A 17,755-nucleotide genomic window follows, 5' to 3' on the forward strand; every position below is an offset into this window, starting at 1 on the left:
TATTATTCCTCCATATCTAAATAGGCAATCGTACTGTTAATCATTTCTTTTACGGTGTACTCTTTTGGTGAGGCATGGACCATTAATCCATAAGCACGTAATTTTTTCTCGGTAACGGGACCGATACAGCCAATGATACAATTTTTCAGCTGCTCATCCAATCGATACTCCTTCACGACATCCATTAGATGGTCAACCGTTGAAGGGCTCGTAAACGTGAGGATATCCAGTTGGTTATCTGCTAGCATATTAGCCAGCCTCAGGCGGCTTTCATCGGGCATATAGGTTTCGTAGATCACAACCTCATCGACCACGGCACCGGCCCCTGTTAAGGATCTGGCGATATATTCTCGGGCAAGGTTTCCTTTTGGAACGAGCACCCGTGAATCCTTATCAATCATGGGGATAAATTCCTCTACAAACGTTTCCGCCACATAAGCTGTCGGGACGAACGCTGGAGATAGTCCTCTTTCCATCAAAACCTCTGCTGTCTTTTTGCCAATAACAGCGATTTTCGGAAACGCTTCGCTAACCCCTTCCTCTTTTAAAAAAGAAAAGAAGGTTTCAACAGTTACGTTACTCGTAAAAATAATCCAGTCATATGTATCAAGAACCAGCAAAGCTTCGTGAAGGCGCTGATTTTTTTCTATCGGACGAAAGGCAATAAGAGGGATTTCGATTGGAATCCCTCCATACCTTTCTACAAGTTGTGAAAAGGATTTTGCTTGATTTTCTCCTCTTGGGATAAGAACGGTTTTATCAAGCAAAGGTAACGATTGGATCATTGACCTTCGAGCTCCCGCTTTACCTTATCAATTAGGTCTTTCCCGCCTTTTTGAATTAATAAGTCAGCTGCCTGAACACCAAGCTCTTCTGGATTTTGTCCTCTAACTTCTTCTTTAATGATTTCATGTCCTTCTGGTGAAGCCACTAAAACATTTAGGACAATTTCATCATTTTCAGCTACATAGGCGAAGCCGGCAATTGGTACCTGACACCCGCCTTCCATTTTTTGAAGGAAGGCACGCTCTGCACGAACCGCTCTTTCCGTTTTTTTGCAGGTGAATTTTTCAAAAAGTTCGAGAAGTTCTTTATCATCTTCACGGCATTCGATCGACAATGCCCCTTGACCGACGGCAGGAATACATAGATCTGCATCGAGGAATTCGGTGACCACGTCAGAAGCCCAGCCAAGACGGTTAAGGCCAGCTGCGGCTAAAATAATTGCATCGTATTCCTCTGTTTCTAATTTTGCTAATCTTGTATCCACATTACCTCGGATCCATTTAATCTCTAAATCTGGGCGGGCTGCTAATAGCTGTGCACTGCGGCGTAGGCTGCTTGTGCCTATAACTGCACCTGGTTTTAAGTCTTTTAACTTCACATGCCCTCTTGAAATTAGCGCATCACGGTAGTCCTCACGAAAAGGAATGCATCCAATTGTAAGTCCTTCTGGTAAGACAGCTGGCATATCTTTCATACTATGAACGGCTATATCAATCTCTTTATCAAGCATTGCTTGCTCAATTTCTTTTACAAAAAGTCCTTTACCGCCAACTTTCGAAAGGGTAACGTCAAGGATTTGATCCCCTTTTGTGACGATTTCTTTTACTTCAAAATCAAAGCGAGGGTCCAACTTTTTTAGCTGATCGATCACCCAATTGGTTTGTGTTAATGCCAATTTGCTTCGTCTAGAACCTACAATTATTTTTCTCATGATTGCGACCTCCTGAGGTTATGCGCTACGCATACCATAAATGAAAAGATGATAATTGACCAAATAAGAAAAAGTTAATTAAAACAATTAAAAAGGCAGCTGTATTCCAAATCGCTAATTTTCTTCCCGATAGATTTTTCACAATGCGAAGATATAAAAGAATACTATAGACGGTTAATAACAGAAATGAGCCGATGATTTTCATATCGTACCATGGCATCCCGGGTACCTTAAGAAAGGCCCACTGCAATCCTAAGATGAGACTGAGCAGAAGCATCGGAACACCGATTACGGCCAATATGTAGGATGATTTTTCAAGTTTATCTAAGTCGGCCAGTCGTAAGAGTCTAGTTCCCCATTTTTTCCTTTTTAATAAATCATATTGAAGCAGATATAATGTTGAAAAAACGAATGATAATGAAAAGGCCCCGTATGAGAGGATCGCCATCGTAATATGAATCAAAAGCAGTTCAGAAACAAGCTGCTTCGCCATGATATGCGAACCATATTGCATCGGGGCAAATGTATGAATCGCCATGACCGTAAAGCCAAGTATATTCGTGAAAAAGACGATAAAATCGACTCGTAATAAATGATTTATACCAATTGACAATGTGACTAATATCCAGGCATAAAAATAGAGTCCCTCGAAAATAGTTAACACAGGGAATCTGCCTGTTTTATACATATAGATTCCGAGAAAAACGGTTTGCAAAACCCATACAAATGCAAGTAACCAGAAAGCAATACGGTTTGCCTTCCGGTTATGATGTAGAAAATCGAAAAAATATAACAACACACTGAAGGCATATAGAACAACGGTTAATTCATGAAGCCTTGTCATAAAGACATTAAACATAGAACGTACCCCTTATGACTGAAAGGAAGCCTGCGGTGTTGTAACCGTTATTTGGTTGGTTTCGGCTGCTTTCGAATGTTGTTCCTTAACAAGCTCTTCAATATTAAAGATCTTCATAAAAAGATCCATTGCTTGATTTGCATCAGGTCGCGCAGCCAATTCTTTCGCTTGTAAAATAGGGTCTTTTAAGAGCTGGTTGATGATACTTTTTGTATGTTTATTTAACACTTTTAGATCACGCTCTGATAAATTTGGCAGCTTTCTCTCCAAACTAACCATGGTTTCCGATTGGATTACATGTGCTTTTTCTCTAAGAGCCGAGATAACTGGAATTACCCCTAGCATTCCAAGCCATTGCTTGAACTCAACGATTTCTTTTTCAATCATGAGCATGATTTTTTCAGCTGCCTTCTTACGCTCTTGCAGGTTGGCCTCAACAATCCCCTCTAAATCGTCAATATCGTATAAAAAGACATTTTCAAGCTCAGCAATTCTTGGATCCAAGTCGCGAGGTACAGCAATGTCCACCATAAATAGCGGCTTACCCTTGCGTTTTTTCTCGACCTTGACCATCATTTCTTTTGAAATAACAAAGTCTTTTGCACCGGTTGAACTGATCAGGATATCAGCTTCTGCTAATGATTTCTCTAATTCAGCTAAGGTTCTCGCTTTACCGCTGAACCGGTTAGCTAAGTCTTGCGCTTTTTCATAGGTCCGATTAATAACAGTAACTTTCTTCACACCATTACCGTGCAGGTTTTGGGCAGCCAATTCACCCATTTTTCCTGCGCCAAAAATTAACACATGTTTATTAGCAAGTGAACCAAAGATCTTCTTCGCCAATTCCACTGCTGCATAACTGACAGATATGGCATTAGCACCAATATCCGTTTCTGAATGCGCGCGTTTGGCAACGGTAATTGCTTGTTTAAACAATTGGTTGAACACGGTACCCGTAGTTCCTACTTCCTGGGCTAACATGAAGCTCGTACGAACTTGGCCTAGGATTTGTGTTTCTCCTAAAACCATGGAATTAAGTCCACAGGTAACGTTAAATAAATGATCCACTGCGCCATCGTCTTCATATACAAATAAAAAAGGAGAAAATTCTTTTTGTTCTATACCGAACCATTCTGACAGAAATTCTTTAATATAATAGCGGCCTGTATGTAATTGATCCACAACCGCATAAATTTCCGTACGATTACATGTAGACAAGATGATATTTTCTAGGATACTTTTTTTGGTATTTAACTTTTTTATGGCCTCCGCAAGATCGGCTTCATTAAATGACAACCGCTCACGAATTTCCACGGGGGCAGTTTTATAGTTAATACCGATCACTAATGTATGCATTTGAAAGGACACCCCCAATAGATATTACAACTTAACTAGTATGATTATATCATGAGCAATTTCGACTTTTGCTCGAAAAATGTGAACAGAAAACGAAACTATATGTTAATATATTTAAGTAAAGTCGAGTAAAGATAATCCCGATAGGGACACTTTAGCAAAGTTTCCTTTAGACTTTCTTAATACCAATAACTATTTTTTTAAAATACTTCCTTATGTACAGTACCAAAAAAATGGACAAGATTCAAGTGAACCTTACTGGAAGCGGTGTTTTTGATGAAGAATCAACGAATTTTTCCTGGGATCATTCTTATAGGCTTTGGAGCTTACTTCCTATTGCAGCAAACTGGGATCACTATTTTCCAACAATTTTTCACATGGCCGACCTTACTTATGATTGTTGGAATTGCCTTTTTAGGTCAAGGGTATTCTGCTAAAGAGTCTGAGGCAATACTTCCTGGGGTCATTATGGCTGGATTTGGACTTCACTTCCATCTTGTCGGTAAGGTGTCCTTTTGGCCTAGTAACAATATTGGTATGTTAATTTTAATTATTTCTATCGGATTTTTTCTACGGTTTCAAAAGACGAATTCAGGATTATTCCAAGCATTCCTCTTTCTAATTTTAGCAATCCTTCTGTTATTTTATGATAAAATTACTGCCTATTTTGATTTACTTCAAAACGGGATGAGCTTTGTGTGGAAATTTTGGCCTGCTCTTCTCATTGTGGTTGGTATTTATTTTCTCCTAAAGAAGAAAAAATAACGCCTGGCGCTTATGCCCAGGCGTTTATTTTTTACATAAAACTCTGTAGAACAGACCAAGCCTCGTCTTTTCCTAAACCAGTTTCGGAGGAGAATAGAACCATTTGATCATTTTTATCAAGCTCTAAGGTTTCTCTAACTATTTTTAAATGCTTCTGCCATTTCCCTTTGGGGATTTTATCTGCCTTGGTGGCAATGATGACACAAGGAATTTCGTGATGCTTTAAGAAATCATACATCATGACATCATCCTTTGATGGTGGATGTCTAAGATCAACGATTTGAACCGCCGCTTTTAATTGCTCCCGCGATGTAAAATACGTTTCAATCATTCTTCCCCATGCGGCCCGCTCAGATTTTGAAACCTTTGCGTATCCATAACCAGGAACATCGACAAAATGCAGCATTTCGTTAATTAAATAGAAATTAAGCGTTTGTGTTTTTCCTGGCTTGGAGGATATTCTCGCCAAACCTTTTCGGTTCAGCATTTTATTGATAAAAGAAGATTTACCGACATTGGAACGACCTGCAAGCGCAAATTCAGGTAAATCTGTTTCCGGGTATTGTTCTGGCTTTACTGCACTGATGACTATCTCTGAGCTGACTACCTTCATTTCACTTCACCTTCCAACAGGGCATGCTTCAAGACTTCGTCCACATGGGAAACAAGGACAAAATCCAGTTCATTCCTAACGCTTTCAGGAATATCATCAATATCTTTTTCATTATCCTTTGGAAGAATAATTTTTGTTAAGCCCGCTCGATGGGCACTAAGTGTTTTTTCTTTTAAGCCGCCAATTGGAAGAACTCTGCCTCTTAAAGTAATCTCTCCGGTCATTCCTACTTCTCGGCGAATGGCTCTGCCCGACAAGGCTGATACAAGCGCCGTTGCCATGGTAATACCGGCCGATGGTCCATCTTTAGGAACTGCACCTTCAGGAACGTGAATGTGGATATCATATTTTTCATGGAAATTCTCATCAATCCCTAGTTCCTTGGCTTTGGATCGGATATAGCTAAACGCAGCTTGTGCTGATTCCTTCATGACGTCGCCAAGCTTTCCAGTTAACACAAGTTTCCCTTTACCTGGCGCTAAAGAAACTTCAATCTGGAGAGTGTCTCCACCCACCGTTGTATAGGCTAACCCGGTTGCTACTCCAACTTGATCTTCTGACTCGGCCATCCCATAGTGGAATCTTGTTTTTCCTAAAAACTCTTCGATATTCTTTTCGGTAATGATGACACGCTTCTTTTCGCCTGAAACAATGATTTTTGCCGTTTTCCGGCATAGAGTTGCCATCTGACGCTCTAAACTTCGAACGCCTGCTTCACGTGTGTAGTAACGAACCACTTTTAGAATGGCATCATCGCGGACCTTAAGAATTCCTTTAGAAAGACCATTTTCTTTAATCTGTTTTGGTAGTAAATGATCTCGGCAAATATGGACTTTTTCAAGTTCCGTGTAGCCGGCAATCGTGATTATTTCCATTCTGTCCAAAAGCGGACCAGGAATTGTTGATAAGTTATTGGCTGTCGCTATAAACATAACCTTGGAAAGATCATAGGTTTCTTCTATATAATGGTCGCTAAAGTTACTATTTTGTTCAGGATCGAGTACTTCAAGCATGGCGCTTGATGGATCTCCACGGAAATCACTAGACATTTTATCGATTTCATCGAGTAAAAAGACAGGGTTAATGGTACTAGCTTTTTTCATTCCTTGGATGATTCGACCTGGCATCGCCCCAACATAGGTTCTGCGATGTCCACGAATTTCTGATTCATCGCGGACGCCGCCAAGTGAAATGCGGACAAAATTTCGATTGAGTGAAGTCGCAATCGAACGTGCAAGGCTTGTTTTCCCAACCCCAGGAGGTCCAGCAAGACAAAGGATTGGCCCTTTTAACGAATTCGTCAGCTTCTGAACAGCTAAATATTCGAGGACGCGTTCCTTAACTTTTTCAAGTCCGTAATGGTCCTGATTTAAAATCTTTTCAGCCCGGAGAATATCAATGTCATCCTCTGTTTTTTTCGACCAAGGGATGGAAATAAGCCAGTCGATATAGTTGCGAATAACTGCACTTTCTGCTGAACTGGCCGGCACCTTTTCATAACGTTCAATTTCTTTTTGTGCGGCTTGAAGAACATGTTCTGGCATACCTGATTGCTCAATTTTTTTGGTAAGTTCAGCAATTTCGCCAGTTTTGCCTTCCTTATCGCCTAATTCCTTTTGGATCGCCTTCATTTGCTCACGCAAATAATACTCTTTTTGCGTCCTTTCCATGGAACGCTTAACACGCTGACCAATCTTTTTTTCTAAATTCAGGACTTCTTTTTCGTTATGAATGGTATCAATTACTTTGTTTACTCTTTCTTTAATATCTGTCATTTCAAGGATTTCTTGCTTTTCCTTCAATTTGATTGGTAAATGGGATGAGATGATATCCGCCATTCTGCCAGGTTCTTCAATATCTGCAACTGAAGCATAGGTTTCTGCAGAGATCTTTTTCGATAATTTTATGTATTGCTCGAAATAATCAAGCATCGTTCTCATTAAGGCTTGGTCTTCGACATCTTTCGTATCCGGGTCTTCGTGGGTAATAATCGTAACAGCATAGTGGTCTTCTTCATCGTGAAATGAAATGATTTCCCCGCGATTTAATCCTTCAACCAATACTCTTATCGTACCGTTTGGCAGTTTAAGCATTTGTTTAACTTTCGTTAACGTTCCAATCGTGTATAAATCCTCCTCAGAAGGGTCATCAATCGAAACTTCCTTTTGAGTGGTTAAGAATATTAAATGGTCATCTACCATTGCTTTTTCAAGTGCTTGTACTGATCGTTCACGTCCTACATCTAAATGAAGGACCATAGTCGGATAGACGAGCAATCCTCGAAGCGGCAGGAGGGGGACGATCAATTCGTTCTTTTTCGTCAAAATACTGCACCTCCACATGCAAATCTTTTTTTACTGTAAAATCAGAATGGTCTTTGTACAATTCTATCCTATTTATTTTTAAGTGTCTATTTTTAGAGAAGGTGTATGAAACCTCATTTTCAGCATGACTTTATTTTCCCCAAACATAAAGAATTCTTTCTCTGTTCTTTTAGAATTCTCACATGAAATAATATGCAATAAAAAACTTCGGTTTGCCTATTGAACCACAAACCGAAGTTTTTCGTTAGATACTTTCTTTTTTTGATAGTTCAATCGATGCAGGGATCGCATCCATTTTCTGATAGTCATTTACTAGGGCAATCTCAAATACTTCGTGCAGATGGGTAACGGTAACAATATTGATCCCGTCAATTTCTTTAAGGATTGTCTGCATGTTTTCTTCTGGGATGATCACCGTTTTTACTCCTGCTTTTTTCGCTGCCTTCACCTTTGGATAGACACCGCCAATCGGCTTTACATTTCCATGGATGCTTATTTCTCCTGTCATTGCCACGGTGTTATCGATTGGAATTTTATAAATAGCGGAATAAATCCCCGTCGCCATTGCGATTCCGGCGGATGGTCCGTCAATGGGAACACCACCTGGGAAATTCACATGGATATCATAGTCATTTGCTGGTACACCCATTGATCGTAAAACAGTGATAACGTTTTCAATCGAACCGCGCGCCATACTCTTCCGACGAATCGATTTCCCTTGTCCGCCAATACTTTCTTCATCTACGATTCCAGTAATATTGATCGATCCTTTATCTTTTGCTGGGATCACAGTCACTTCGATTTCTAGTAATGCACCTGAATTCGGACCATAAACTGCCAGTCCATTGATAAGCCCGACATGAGAAATATCATTAATCTTTCTTTCCATTCTTGGTGACATTTGACTAGCATGAATGACCCACTCGATATCTTCATCCTTGATAAAATTACGGTCTTCCGTAATCGCTAATCCTGCCGCAATTTGAATCAAATTGACTGTTTCACGGCCATTTCTTGCATAGTTTGCGATGGTATTCACACCAAGTTCGCTTATTTGAAGGTTAACTTTTTTCGCGGCATTATTGGCAATTTCCACAATTTCTTCCTGATTTAAGTCCCTAAAGAAAACCTCCATACAGCGCGATCGAATCGCAGGCGGGATCTCACTCGGCGTTCTTGTTGTCGCGCCGATTAAACGAAAATCAGCTGGAAGTCCATTTTTAAAAATATCATGGATATGCGTTGGGATTTGGTTATTTTCCTCGTGGTAATACGCACTTTCCAGGAAGACCTTGCGATCCTCTAATACTTTTAACAGCTTATTCATTTGAATCGGATGTAATTCGCCGATTTCATCGATAAACAAGACTCCGCCATGGGCGTTGGTAACTGCCCCTTGCTTCGGCTGTGGAATTCCTGCTTGTCCCATCGCTCCGGCACCTTGATAGATTGGGTCATGAACGGAACCAATTAAGGGGTCGGCTATACCTCTTTCATCAAATCGTGCCGTTGTTGCGTCTAGTTCGATAAACACAGATTCAGGTTTAAATGGTGATTTACGATTTTTTTTCGCTTCTTCTAATACGAGGCGTGCAGCTGCAGTTTTTCCAATTCCTGGCGGTCCATAAATGATCACATGCTGCGGATTTGGTCCACATAGTGCTGCTTTTAATGATTTGATTCCATCTTCTTGACCGACAATGTCTTGAAAGCTTGTAGGCCGAACTTTTTCAGCTAATGGTTCTGTAAGTGAAATGGATCTCATTTTGCGAAGCTGTTCCATTTCCTTCCGGGATTCCCGATCAATGGATACTTTTTGTGTCCGCTGATTCCTCAGCAAATTCCAAAAATACAGCCCAATGATGATTCCGAAAAATAGCTGTATAAATAAGGCAATCCCCGTCCAACTCATACATTTCCCTCCTGCATTTCAACTTATTACTAAATATATATTAATAAGTATTTCCTGCAGTGGGGTGGAATAAACACAAATTGTAAGAAACTGTTCAGAGGGTGGTGGAAAATCAGATTTGCCCATTGAATCGGAGGATTCGCTCATTGAATCGAGAAATTCGCCCATTGAATCTAGAAATTCGCTCATTGATTCTAGAAATTCGCTGATTGAATATGAAAATTCGCTGATAGAACATAAAAAGCACATAAAATATACGAAAAATCACCTATTGGAAAGAAAAAGACCCGGCTTAAGCCGGGTCTTCGTCAATTATTATGCAGATTTTTCTTCAGCAACAACAGTTCCATCTTCCAAAAGAAGTTTTGGAACACTATTGTTAATGACCGTTTCTTTAGTAATGACACACTTAGTAATGTCATCACGTGAAGGTAGGTCAAACATGACATCAAGCATAATTCCTTCAATAATCGAACGTAAACCACGGGCGCCGGTTTTGCGTTCAATTGCCTTTTTGGCAATTTCAGTCAATGCGCCTTCTTCAAATTGAAGTTCCACCTCGTCGATTTCAAGCATTTTTTGATATTGTTTAACAAGCGCATTTTTTGGCTTAGTTAAAATTTCAATCAATGCTGCTTCGTCCAATTGCTCAAGACTTGCGATTACAGGAAGACGCCCAATAAATTCAGGAATTAATCCAAAACGTAATAAGTCTTCAGGTAATACTTTTGAAAGAAGTTCTTTTTGTCCCACTTCCTGCTGCTTAATATCTGAACCAAAACCAATTACTTTTTGGCCTAAACGACGCTTAATAATCGGTTCGATCCCGTCAAATGCTCCGCCGCAGATAAATAGAATATTTGTTGTATCGATTTGGATAAATTCTTGATGCGGGTGTTTTCTTCCCCCTTGTGGTGGAACACTTGCAACCGTACCTTCAAGAATTTTTAATAATGCTTGTTGAACACCTTCACCAGAAACATCCCTTGTAATCGAAGGATTTTCGGATTTACGTGCGATTTTATCAATTTCATCAATATAAATAATTCCTTTTTCTGCCTTTTCAACATCATAATCAGCAGATTGAATTAATTTTAATAAAATGTTCTCAACATCTTCCCCAACATATCCAGCTTCGGTAAGGGAAGTTGCATCTGCAATCGCAAAAGGTACATTCAGAATACGTGCCAGTGTTTGGGCTAGTAAAGTTTTACCGCTTCCTGTTGGTCCAATCATACAAATATTACTTTTTGCAAGCTCAACATCATCAATTTTGCTATTGGAATTGATGCGCTTATAGTGATTGTAAACCGCAACAGAAAGAGACTTCTTTGCTTGATCTTGGCCAATTACATATTCATCAAGAATTTCACAAATTTCTTTCGGCTTTGGTACATCTTTAAATTCTACTTCTTCTTCTGTTCCAAGTTCTTCCTCAACGATTTCGGTACAAAGTTCAATACATTCGTCACATATGTAAACTCCTGGCCCGGCAACCAGTTTACGAACTTGGTCCTGCGTTTTACCACAGAAGGAACACTTTAATTGTCCTTTTTCATCATTAAATTTAAACAATCCTTTCACCCCTTAAAACGTGTTAAAATCCTATTGGAACCTGCGAATCACACAACCAAAATTCGAGTCCTTTTCTAATAATTGAATAGTATGTATGTTGCATTGTAACACATAAAGCCAATGGACTGGAAATAAAAAGCTTAGGGTAAATATGTTTTTCTGAACTCTCATTTTGTTAGGTGTGATTCATTTTAAAAACTTATGTACTCATTAATCTTAACCATTATGAGGAAAATAAATCTCAAACCTGTCTGGAAATTATTTATTGTTTATTCGCTATGTCTAACTTGTTTTCCTGCCCATTGTTAAAAATGTTCCCACTTCTTATTATAATATGTAATTGAAAAAATGTATAAAACAAGGCACGATTTGAATCGTGCCCTGCATTATTTTAAAAATTATTTTTTGTTTTCAACAATAAAGTCAACTGCTTTTTTAAGTTTAAGGTCTGATTTGATACCTTCAAGTCCGCCTAATGCTTGTTTAATGCTATCAACGGTCATGTTGTACATTCCAGCCATGTTCTCAAGTTCTGCATCTACTTCTTCGTCAGTTACTTCAAGGTTTTCAGCCTTAGCAATTGCTTCTAATGTTAAGTTCGTACGAACGCGAATTACAGCTTCTTCCTTCATTTGCTCACGTAAAGCATTTTCGTCTTGACCTGAGAATTGGAAGTAAAGTTCAAGGTTCATACCTTGCATTTGTAAGCGTTGTTCGAATTCTTGAAGCATACGGTTTACTTCGCTGTTGACCATTACATCTGGAATTTCTACTTCTGCATTGGCAGCAGCTTTTTCAACAACTGTATCACGTAAATGATGCTCTGCTTCGTGCTTTTTGCTGTTTTCTAAACGAGTTTTGATTTTTTCTTTAAGTGCGTCTAATGTTTCAACTTCATCATCCACATCTTTAGCAAACTCGTCATCTAATGCAGGAAGTTCTTTACCTTTAATCTCATGAATCGTTACTTTGAATACTGCAGGTTTACCAGCAAGCTCAGCTGCATGATATTCTTCAGGGAATGTAACTTCCACGTCTTTAGATTCGCCAGTAGCTAAACCTACTAATTGCTCTTCAAAGCCAGGGATGAATGATCCTGAACCAATTTCAAGTGAATGGTTTTCAGCTTTTCCACCTTCGAACGCTTCGCCATCAACGAATCCTTCGAAATCTAGAACTACAGTATCACCATTTTCAATTGTGCCTTCTTCTTTAACTACAAGCTCAGCTTGACGCTCTTGAAGAGTTTTTAGTTCGTTAGCAACGTCTTCGTCAGTAACGTTTGTATCGAGTGCTTCTACTTCTAAGCCTTTGTATTCGCCTAATGTTACTTCAGGCTTAACTGTAACAGTAGCTTTGAAGATAAGTTCTTTGCCTTTTTCCATTTGCTCGATGTCGATATCTGGACGGTCGATTGGCTCGATGCCTGTTTCGTCAATTGCACTTCCGTATGCTTCTGGAAGAAGAATATCTAATGCATCTTGATAAAGTGATTCTACACCAAAACGCTTTTCAAACATTGGACGAGGCATTTTTCCTTTACGGAAGCCAGGAACATTTACTTGCTTAACAACTTTGTTAAAAGCCGCAGTTAGTCCTTCATTTACTTTTTCCGCACTTACTTCAACCGTAAGAACGCCGCGGTTACCTTCTAATTTTTCCCATTTCGCTGTTGTCATACCTTTTCCCTCCAACAATCTATTCTCATATCATTCGTAACGAATTTGAGTTTGGAAATAACTTGTCCATCAAGCTATTATCCTTCTTTTAAATGTGTTTTTTACACAATGCAACCACTACATTATAACATAGGTTTATTTTCTTTCAACAGCGAAGCTTATATATTAGGATAAGAAATTTTCTCAATTACCTCAATCATCGCGATAGCTTCTTCTATTTCCTCCACTGGAACTTCATATTCTCCGGACAAGTGATGTATCTTTATGTCCATACCTAGGTAATATTCGGCCAAGTGGTGAAAGGCTGCAGCCCAAGCAGCAGTGCTTTTCGGCTGCAATTCGAAAGGATAGCTAATAAAAAAATTTCGTTCTGCCATTCTGAAGCTGTTTTCAAAAAGAACGGGGTCTTCACTTTCCAATCGAGCCTCTAATAAAGCCTTTACCTCTTTCAATCTTGGTTCTTCCCTAACTTCTGGAAGATGTGTGGGAATAACTTTTTTCTCCATCTCAAATTTCATGACAGATAATTCTGTATCAATTTCCTGTTCTTTTAAAAAAGATAACAGGATTGTTTTAAGGAATGGATGACCTGCTTCTGCTGCTAAATATTCGGCAATCTCAGGAAGGTAGGGGCGAATGTTTTTCTCAGCCAAGCTCGAAACGAGGAGCATTTGTTCGTTTAGATTATCAATCGAAAAAAGGTTTAGTTCATGAACGTTTGTTTCCTCAGGGGTGATGTCATATGTATTTGATTCTGTGTCTGGGTCTGGGTCTGGTTGACGGTTTTCTGCCATTCTCCTGCTGAATTGCAGGATGGTTAAAAAGTGGTCATGTTTTTCAGGCGGAATCTCTTTTTCTTCTAATAAGACTTCAATTGTTGCTACAATTTCCTGGTATTCATGAAGCTGGATCAGGACCGTCAAATAGAGATCGACCATTTGCAAATAGTCCCCAATTCCTTTATGAAGCATTTCTTTGGCAAGTGCTTTTGCTTTTTGAAAAGAAGATGCTTCAAAATAAGCCAGAACCAAACCAATCAATATTTCGTCATTGTCAGGATCATGTTCTCTGGCTTCTTCCAAAAGGTTTATCGCTTCGTTGAATTTTTTCTTTTCAAGGTTTTCCAGACCTTTGTCAGTTAATCTTTTTTCAAGTCCGGGAAAAAAGATCACATTATCTATTCTTTTCACAGGTTCCCGTTTTTTCATAAAATCCGTCCTTATGATAGTCTTGGAACATAGTTTAGCATAAATAGAAGGCAAAAAAAACTCACCAGCAATGGTGACTGATTTCTATTCGTTGAATTTGATTATACGTGACCTTAAACTTGGTCTCATCACCTTTACGGTCACATAGAACCTCTTTATATGACCGTAACCTTCGCTGCATCACCTTTACAGTCATATAGAACTATAAATATTGTTTTGACAACTAATAAACAGAAAAAAACTCACTTATAAAAGTGAGTTTTTTTCTACCATGTAGTATAGCGTCCCAGGAGAGATTCGAACTCCCGACCCACGCCTTAGAAGGGCGTTGCTCTATCCAGCTGAGCTACTGGGACATATAAGTTGTTTAAGACAAGATTTATTATATTACCGTAATATCAAAAAGTCAACAGACTTTCTATTATTTTTTTTAAAAAATAAAAGGGAGAGGAAATCTCCCTCGCATTTATCGAAGGGCAAATTCACGGGCAAGCTCTGAAATTTCCCGTCCATCCGCTTCAAACACTGACATTTTAACTTTCTCATCCTGCAAATCAAGAATAACATAGGTTTTTTCTAAGCGTTCCCTCGGCAAGCGAATGCTGCCTGGATTTAAAAATAAGGTACCATCTATCACTTCCGCACCAAGGACATGCGAGTGGCCAAAACAGACGATATCGGCGTTTACTTCCTGTGCTTTATATTTAATATTCATCAAAGAAGATTTTACTGAATAAAGATGCCCATGGGTAATGAAGAATTTCTTCCCCACCGCCTCAGCCATCGTCTCCAACGGATATCCGCTGCCGAAATCACAATTTCCCCTTACCGTTATATAACCAGAAATCGCTTGATCATCAGGCATCAATTCCGAATCGCCACAATGAATCATTAAATCAACATCTTCAGAATGCCTTTCTCTTAAAACATTGAGTTCTTTCGTCAACCCATGGCTATCACTAACCACTAAAATCTTGCTCATTACTTTTCCGCTCTTTCTAAAATAGAATCCAAGACCACATCGAGCTTCTTCAATGCATTCGCACGGTGGCTGATTTTATTTTTTTCATCCGATGATAATTCGGCCATGGCTAGACTTTTCTCAGGTACATAAAAAACAGGATCATAGCCAAATCCATTGGTACCTCTTTGTTCTTCAAGAATACGACCTTCACAGGTACCTGACACCGTTATGGTTTCTTGACCTGGAACGGCGACAGCTAAAGCACAGTAGAATCGTGCGGATCGCTTTTCATCTGGAAGTCCTTTTAATTCTGACAGGACTTTATCTGTATTGTTTTGGTCATTTTTTGGTTCCCCAGCATAGCGTGCTGAATAGATTCCTGGTCTTCCTTCAAGCGCGTCCACCATCAAGCCAGAATCGTCGCCAATCACCATTTTCCCAAGTGCTTGGGAGACAGCCTCCGCCTTCAAGATCGCATTTTCTTCAAACGTCGAGCCCGTTTCGTCTACGTCGGGTATTTCAGGAAAATCAAGCAAGGTTCGGACTTCGATCCCTCTTGACGCAAAGATATGCTCAAATTCCCTCGCCTTTCCGGGATTTTTCGTCGCAATAATAACTTCTTTCATTCACAGTCGCCCCTTGTTTTGTCTTCGTGATTCTATTTTTCGGGTAATCTCTTCACCGAGTACCGCTTTTTGTTGTTCAAATAGTTCCATAAGCCCAGTTTGAGCAGCACTAAGCAGACCTTGAAGCTGCTCGTAGGAGAATGTTGATTCCTCGCCCGTTCCCTGCAGTTCAACAAATTCGCCATTTCCAGTCATGACTACATTCATATCGACCTGTGCCTTAGAATCCTCGGCATAATTTAAGTCAAGAGCAGTTTGGTTATTTTGTAAAATCCCCACACTTGTTGCAGCTAAATAATCCGTAATCGGAAACCTTGCAAACGACTTTTTCTCTGCTAAAGAATTTAAAGCGAGGGTCATCGCCACAAATGCACCGGTGATCGAGGCTGTTCGTGTCCCGCCATCCGCTTGGATCACGTCACAATCGATCCAAACGGTTTTTTCACCTAACGCCCCTAAATCGACAACTGCTCTAAGGGCACGCCCGATTAACCGTTGAATTTCCATTGTCCGGCCAGAGACCTTCCCTTTTGACGATTCGCGAATGTTTCTTGTTTCTGTCGCCCTTGGCAGCATCGAATACTCGGCAGTAATCCAGCCTTTGCCTTCCCCTCTCATAAAATGAGGAACTCTCTCTTCAATACTTGCAGCACAAATCACTTTCGTATTCCCAACAGAAATAAGGACAGAACCTTCAGGGTGCATTAAATAATTTGGTTCAATATGTATGGGCCTTAGTTGGAGCGGCTCTCTTCCATCAACACGCACAAATACTACCTCCTTCAACTTTGTAAAGCATTTTTAAATTGGTACATGAATTTTACTTATACCAAATAAAGAAGAGGCGGGCTTAAAGCCAACCTCTTTCTTGGTCACTATATAGTATAACAAATAATTTTTTTTAAAAACTACCTGTATTGACTTTTTCTGGTCGAGTTACTGGTTCAGTTAATTTTTTGCCATTGTCATTTTTGATGTCTGCCTTGCCATTTACTTGAACAGCCACTTTTTCAACACCCTCTTGTTCCGTTAAGGAAAGCACGAGTGCATCTAGTAAATGTTGTGAAATTTCCTTTTCTTCAAAGCTGCCAAAAATATTCTCATTAAAGTTCAAGGTTACTTGTCCGTCCTCGTACTTTGGTGCCTCTAGGAGCTTAACATCTGACATAAATTCAGATACGAGTGGTGATTTCCCACTAGGTCCTTTTATTAATTCATTGACGACTGCTACATAAGTATCTTTCTCAGTGTTGCTAACCCGGCGCGTCACAGGTACATAATAGTAGGAGCCTTCTTCACCGCCAATATAATAGACAGTAACTGGCTTGGTATTAGTGATATCAGTTACATCTGCTGTATCATAGTTGATACCGGTGACTCTTGAAAGATTTTCACTTATTGGTGTTCCATTAACAGGCATTTCCGTTAAATCATGACCGTTCATTTTTAGCTTAACGGTTTTAACATTATCAAACTGAGTCAGCGTCCAAGTGACCGATTGGAGGATCTTCATCTCATCTTCAGCTTGGTAATTCTTAAACTCTTTTGAAAAGTTAACCGTGGCAACGCCATCTTTATCAATATTCACAGACAGATCCGTGTCCTCTGGGAGGACTGCTCGAAAATCATTAGGTAGTTGATCTGTAACAGGTCCATTCGCCACTAAATATTCAAGGGCCTGTTTAGCAACTGATGTTGTTTTCGGTAGGTCCAATGTTTGCGGTACAACATAGCCATCTTTATCAACCAGATAAAGCTCCGTTTTGACTGTGTTTTCTTGCTTAGCCGTTTCTTTAGCCGTCGGTTCCTTACTTGTTGTTTTTTCTGCAATCGTCGTACTCTTTGGTGGATCAATTTTCTTTTGTGTTTCCGACCCTAATAATCCACAACCTGACAGTAGAACTGTTGAAGTAAGCACAGTCGACATAAGGATCTTTGCTTTATTTTTAGACATAACTATTTCCCCCTAAGACAGTTTGTACTAACATGTATACGAGCCTAGAGAGAAATTAGACCGACTTACACAAGAAAAATAGAACAATATTTTAAAAAATAATATAAATAGTAAAAATAGTAACAATGGTGTCAGGCACCACTCGTGTACAAATGTCTACGAGCGGTGGACATTATCGTTTTTTCAGCAAAATAAAAACGAGC

General features: G+C 39.5%; 15 protein-coding genes and 1 tRNA gene. 1 reads left to right on the forward strand and 15 read right to left on the reverse strand.

Annotated features, from left to right (window positions below; all coding sequences use genetic code 11):
* Positions 1-2: 2 nt before the first annotated feature.
* From J7E67_RS10690 to hemA, 4 genes are read right to left on the reverse strand one after another with little or no spacing between them, the layout of a single operon-like run.
* The gene (locus J7E67_RS10690) at positions 3-785 is read right to left on the reverse strand and encodes a uroporphyrinogen-III synthase (RefSeq protein ID WP_214731794.1); all 783 of its coding nucleotides are present in this window, start codon (positions 783-785) and stop codon (positions 3-5) included.
* On the reverse strand, positions 782-1,717 hold the full coding sequence (gene hemC, locus J7E67_RS10695; RefSeq protein WP_214731796.1) for a hydroxymethylbilane synthase: 936 nt from the start codon (positions 1,715-1,717) through the stop codon (positions 782-784). Before hemC ends, J7E67_RS10690 begins: the two co-directional genes overlap by 4 nt.
* A 25-nt stretch (positions 1,718-1,742) precedes the next feature.
* Complete coding sequence (locus J7E67_RS10700) at positions 1,743-2,576, reverse strand: cytochrome C assembly family protein (RefSeq protein WP_214731798.1); 834 nt, start codon at positions 2,574-2,576, stop codon at positions 1,743-1,745.
* A 12-nt stretch (positions 2,577-2,588) separates the two neighbouring features.
* Positions 2,589-3,932, reverse strand: coding sequence for a glutamyl-tRNA reductase (gene hemA, locus J7E67_RS10705; protein WP_214731800.1), 1,344 nt, complete (start codon positions 3,930-3,932; stop codon positions 2,589-2,591).
* 276 nt (positions 3,933-4,208) lie between these two features.
* On the opposite strand from hemA, the gene J7E67_RS10710 reads away from it, so the two are divergent.
* Positions 4,209-4,697, forward strand: coding sequence for a LiaI-LiaF-like domain-containing protein (locus J7E67_RS10710; protein WP_214731802.1), 489 nt, complete (start codon positions 4,209-4,211; stop codon positions 4,695-4,697).
* A 31-nt stretch (positions 4,698-4,728) separates the two neighbouring features.
* On the opposite strand, the gene yihA is transcribed toward J7E67_RS10710, so the two are convergent.
* The 11 genes from yihA to J7E67_RS10765 form a co-directional block, all read right to left on the reverse strand.
* A complete protein-coding gene (yihA, locus tag J7E67_RS10715) occupies positions 4,729-5,310 on the reverse strand; it encodes a ribosome biogenesis GTP-binding protein YihA/YsxC (RefSeq protein ID WP_214731804.1) in 582 nt (193 codons plus the stop codon).
* On the reverse strand, positions 5,307-7,634 hold the full coding sequence (lon, locus tag J7E67_RS10720) for an endopeptidase La (protein WP_214731806.1): 2,328 nt from the start codon (positions 7,632-7,634) through the stop codon (positions 5,307-5,309). Before lon ends, yihA begins: the two co-directional genes overlap by 4 nt.
* Positions 7,635-7,878: 244 nt before the next feature.
* Entirely contained in the window at positions 7,879-9,546 is a 1,668-nt protein-coding gene (lonB, locus tag J7E67_RS10725; protein ID WP_214731808.1) for an ATP-dependent protease LonB, read from the reverse strand.
* Positions 9,547-9,861: 315 nt separating this feature from the next.
* Positions 9,862-11,121: an ATP-dependent protease ATP-binding subunit ClpX gene (gene clpX, locus J7E67_RS10730; RefSeq protein WP_088089168.1), complete on the reverse strand. Its 1,260-nt coding sequence runs from the start codon at positions 11,119-11,121 to the stop codon at positions 9,862-9,864.
* Between the two features lie 398 nt (positions 11,122-11,519).
* Positions 11,520-12,800: a trigger factor gene (tig, locus tag J7E67_RS10735; RefSeq protein ID WP_214731810.1), complete on the reverse strand. Its 1,281-nt coding sequence runs from the start codon at positions 12,798-12,800 to the stop codon at positions 11,520-11,522.
* A gap of 158 nt (positions 12,801-12,958) precedes the next feature.
* Positions 12,959-14,008 (reverse strand): tetratricopeptide repeat protein, encoded by a 1,050-nt coding sequence (locus tag J7E67_RS10740; protein WP_214731812.1) that lies wholly within the window; start codon positions 14,006-14,008, stop codon positions 12,959-12,961.
* Between the two features lie 282 nt (positions 14,009-14,290).
* Positions 14,291-14,364, reverse strand: a tRNA-Arg gene (locus J7E67_RS10745).
* Positions 14,365-14,474: 110 nt separating this feature from the next.
* The gene (locus J7E67_RS10750; protein ID WP_214731814.1) at positions 14,475-14,990 is read right to left on the reverse strand and encodes a metallophosphoesterase; all 516 of its coding nucleotides are present in this window, start codon (positions 14,988-14,990) and stop codon (positions 14,475-14,477) included.
* Complete coding sequence (locus J7E67_RS10755; protein WP_214731816.1) at positions 14,990-15,598, reverse strand: XTP/dITP diphosphatase; 609 nt, start codon at positions 15,596-15,598, stop codon at positions 14,990-14,992. The genes J7E67_RS10750 and J7E67_RS10755 overlap by 1 nt, the downstream gene beginning before the upstream one ends.
* On the reverse strand, positions 15,599-16,366 hold the full coding sequence (gene rph, locus J7E67_RS10760) for a ribonuclease PH (protein ID WP_214731818.1): 768 nt from the start codon (positions 16,364-16,366) through the stop codon (positions 15,599-15,601).
* 133 nt (positions 16,367-16,499) lie between these two features.
* The gene (locus tag J7E67_RS10765) at positions 16,500-17,552 is read right to left on the reverse strand and encodes a GerMN domain-containing protein (RefSeq protein ID WP_214731819.1); all 1,053 of its coding nucleotides are present in this window, start codon (positions 17,550-17,552) and stop codon (positions 16,500-16,502) included.
* Positions 17,553-17,755 lie beyond the last annotated feature (203 nt).

It is taken from the genome of Bacillus sp. ISL-46 (assembly GCF_018613205.1).

Excerpts from the sequence above, each read along its gene's own strand:
- hemC (WP_214731796.1), bottom strand. The coding sequence starts at position 1,717 with ATGAGAAAAATAATTGTAGGTTCTAGACGAAGCAAATTGGCATTAACA.
- tig (WP_214731810.1), bottom strand. The coding sequence starts at position 12,800 with ATGACAACAGCGAAATGGGAAAAATTAGAAGGTAACCGCGGCGTTCTT.
- J7E67_RS10710 (WP_214731802.1), top strand. The coding sequence starts at position 4,209 with ATGAAGAATCAACGAATTTTTCCTGGGATCATTCTTATAGGCTTTGGA.
- J7E67_RS10740 (WP_214731812.1), bottom strand. The coding sequence starts at position 14,008 with ATGAAAAAACGGGAACCTGTGAAAAGAATAGATAATGTGATCTTTTTT.
- hemA (WP_214731800.1), bottom strand. The coding sequence starts at position 3,932 with ATGCATACATTAGTGATCGGTATTAACTATAAAACTGCCCCCGTGGAA.
- yihA (WP_214731804.1), bottom strand. The coding sequence starts at position 5,310 with ATGAAGGTAGTCAGCTCAGAGATAGTCATCAGTGCAGTAAAGCCAGAA.
- lonB (WP_214731808.1), bottom strand. The coding sequence starts at position 9,546 with ATGAGTTGGACGGGGATTGCCTTATTTATACAGCTATTTTTCGGAATC.
- J7E67_RS10690 (WP_214731794.1), bottom strand. The coding sequence starts at position 785 with ATGATCCAATCGTTACCTTTGCTTGATAAAACCGTTCTTATCCCAAGA.
- J7E67_RS10755 (WP_214731816.1), bottom strand. The coding sequence starts at position 15,598 with ATGAAAGAAGTTATTATTGCGACGAAAAATCCCGGAAAGGCGAGGGAA.
- J7E67_RS10765 (WP_214731819.1), bottom strand. The coding sequence starts at position 17,552 with ATGTCTAAAAATAAAGCAAAGATCCTTATGTCGACTGTGCTTACTTCA.
- J7E67_RS10700 (WP_214731798.1), bottom strand. The coding sequence starts at position 2,576 with ATGTTTAATGTCTTTATGACAAGGCTTCATGAATTAACCGTTGTTCTA.
- J7E67_RS10750 (WP_214731814.1), bottom strand. The coding sequence starts at position 14,990 with ATGAGCAAGATTTTAGTGGTTAGTGATAGCCATGGGTTGACGAAAGAA.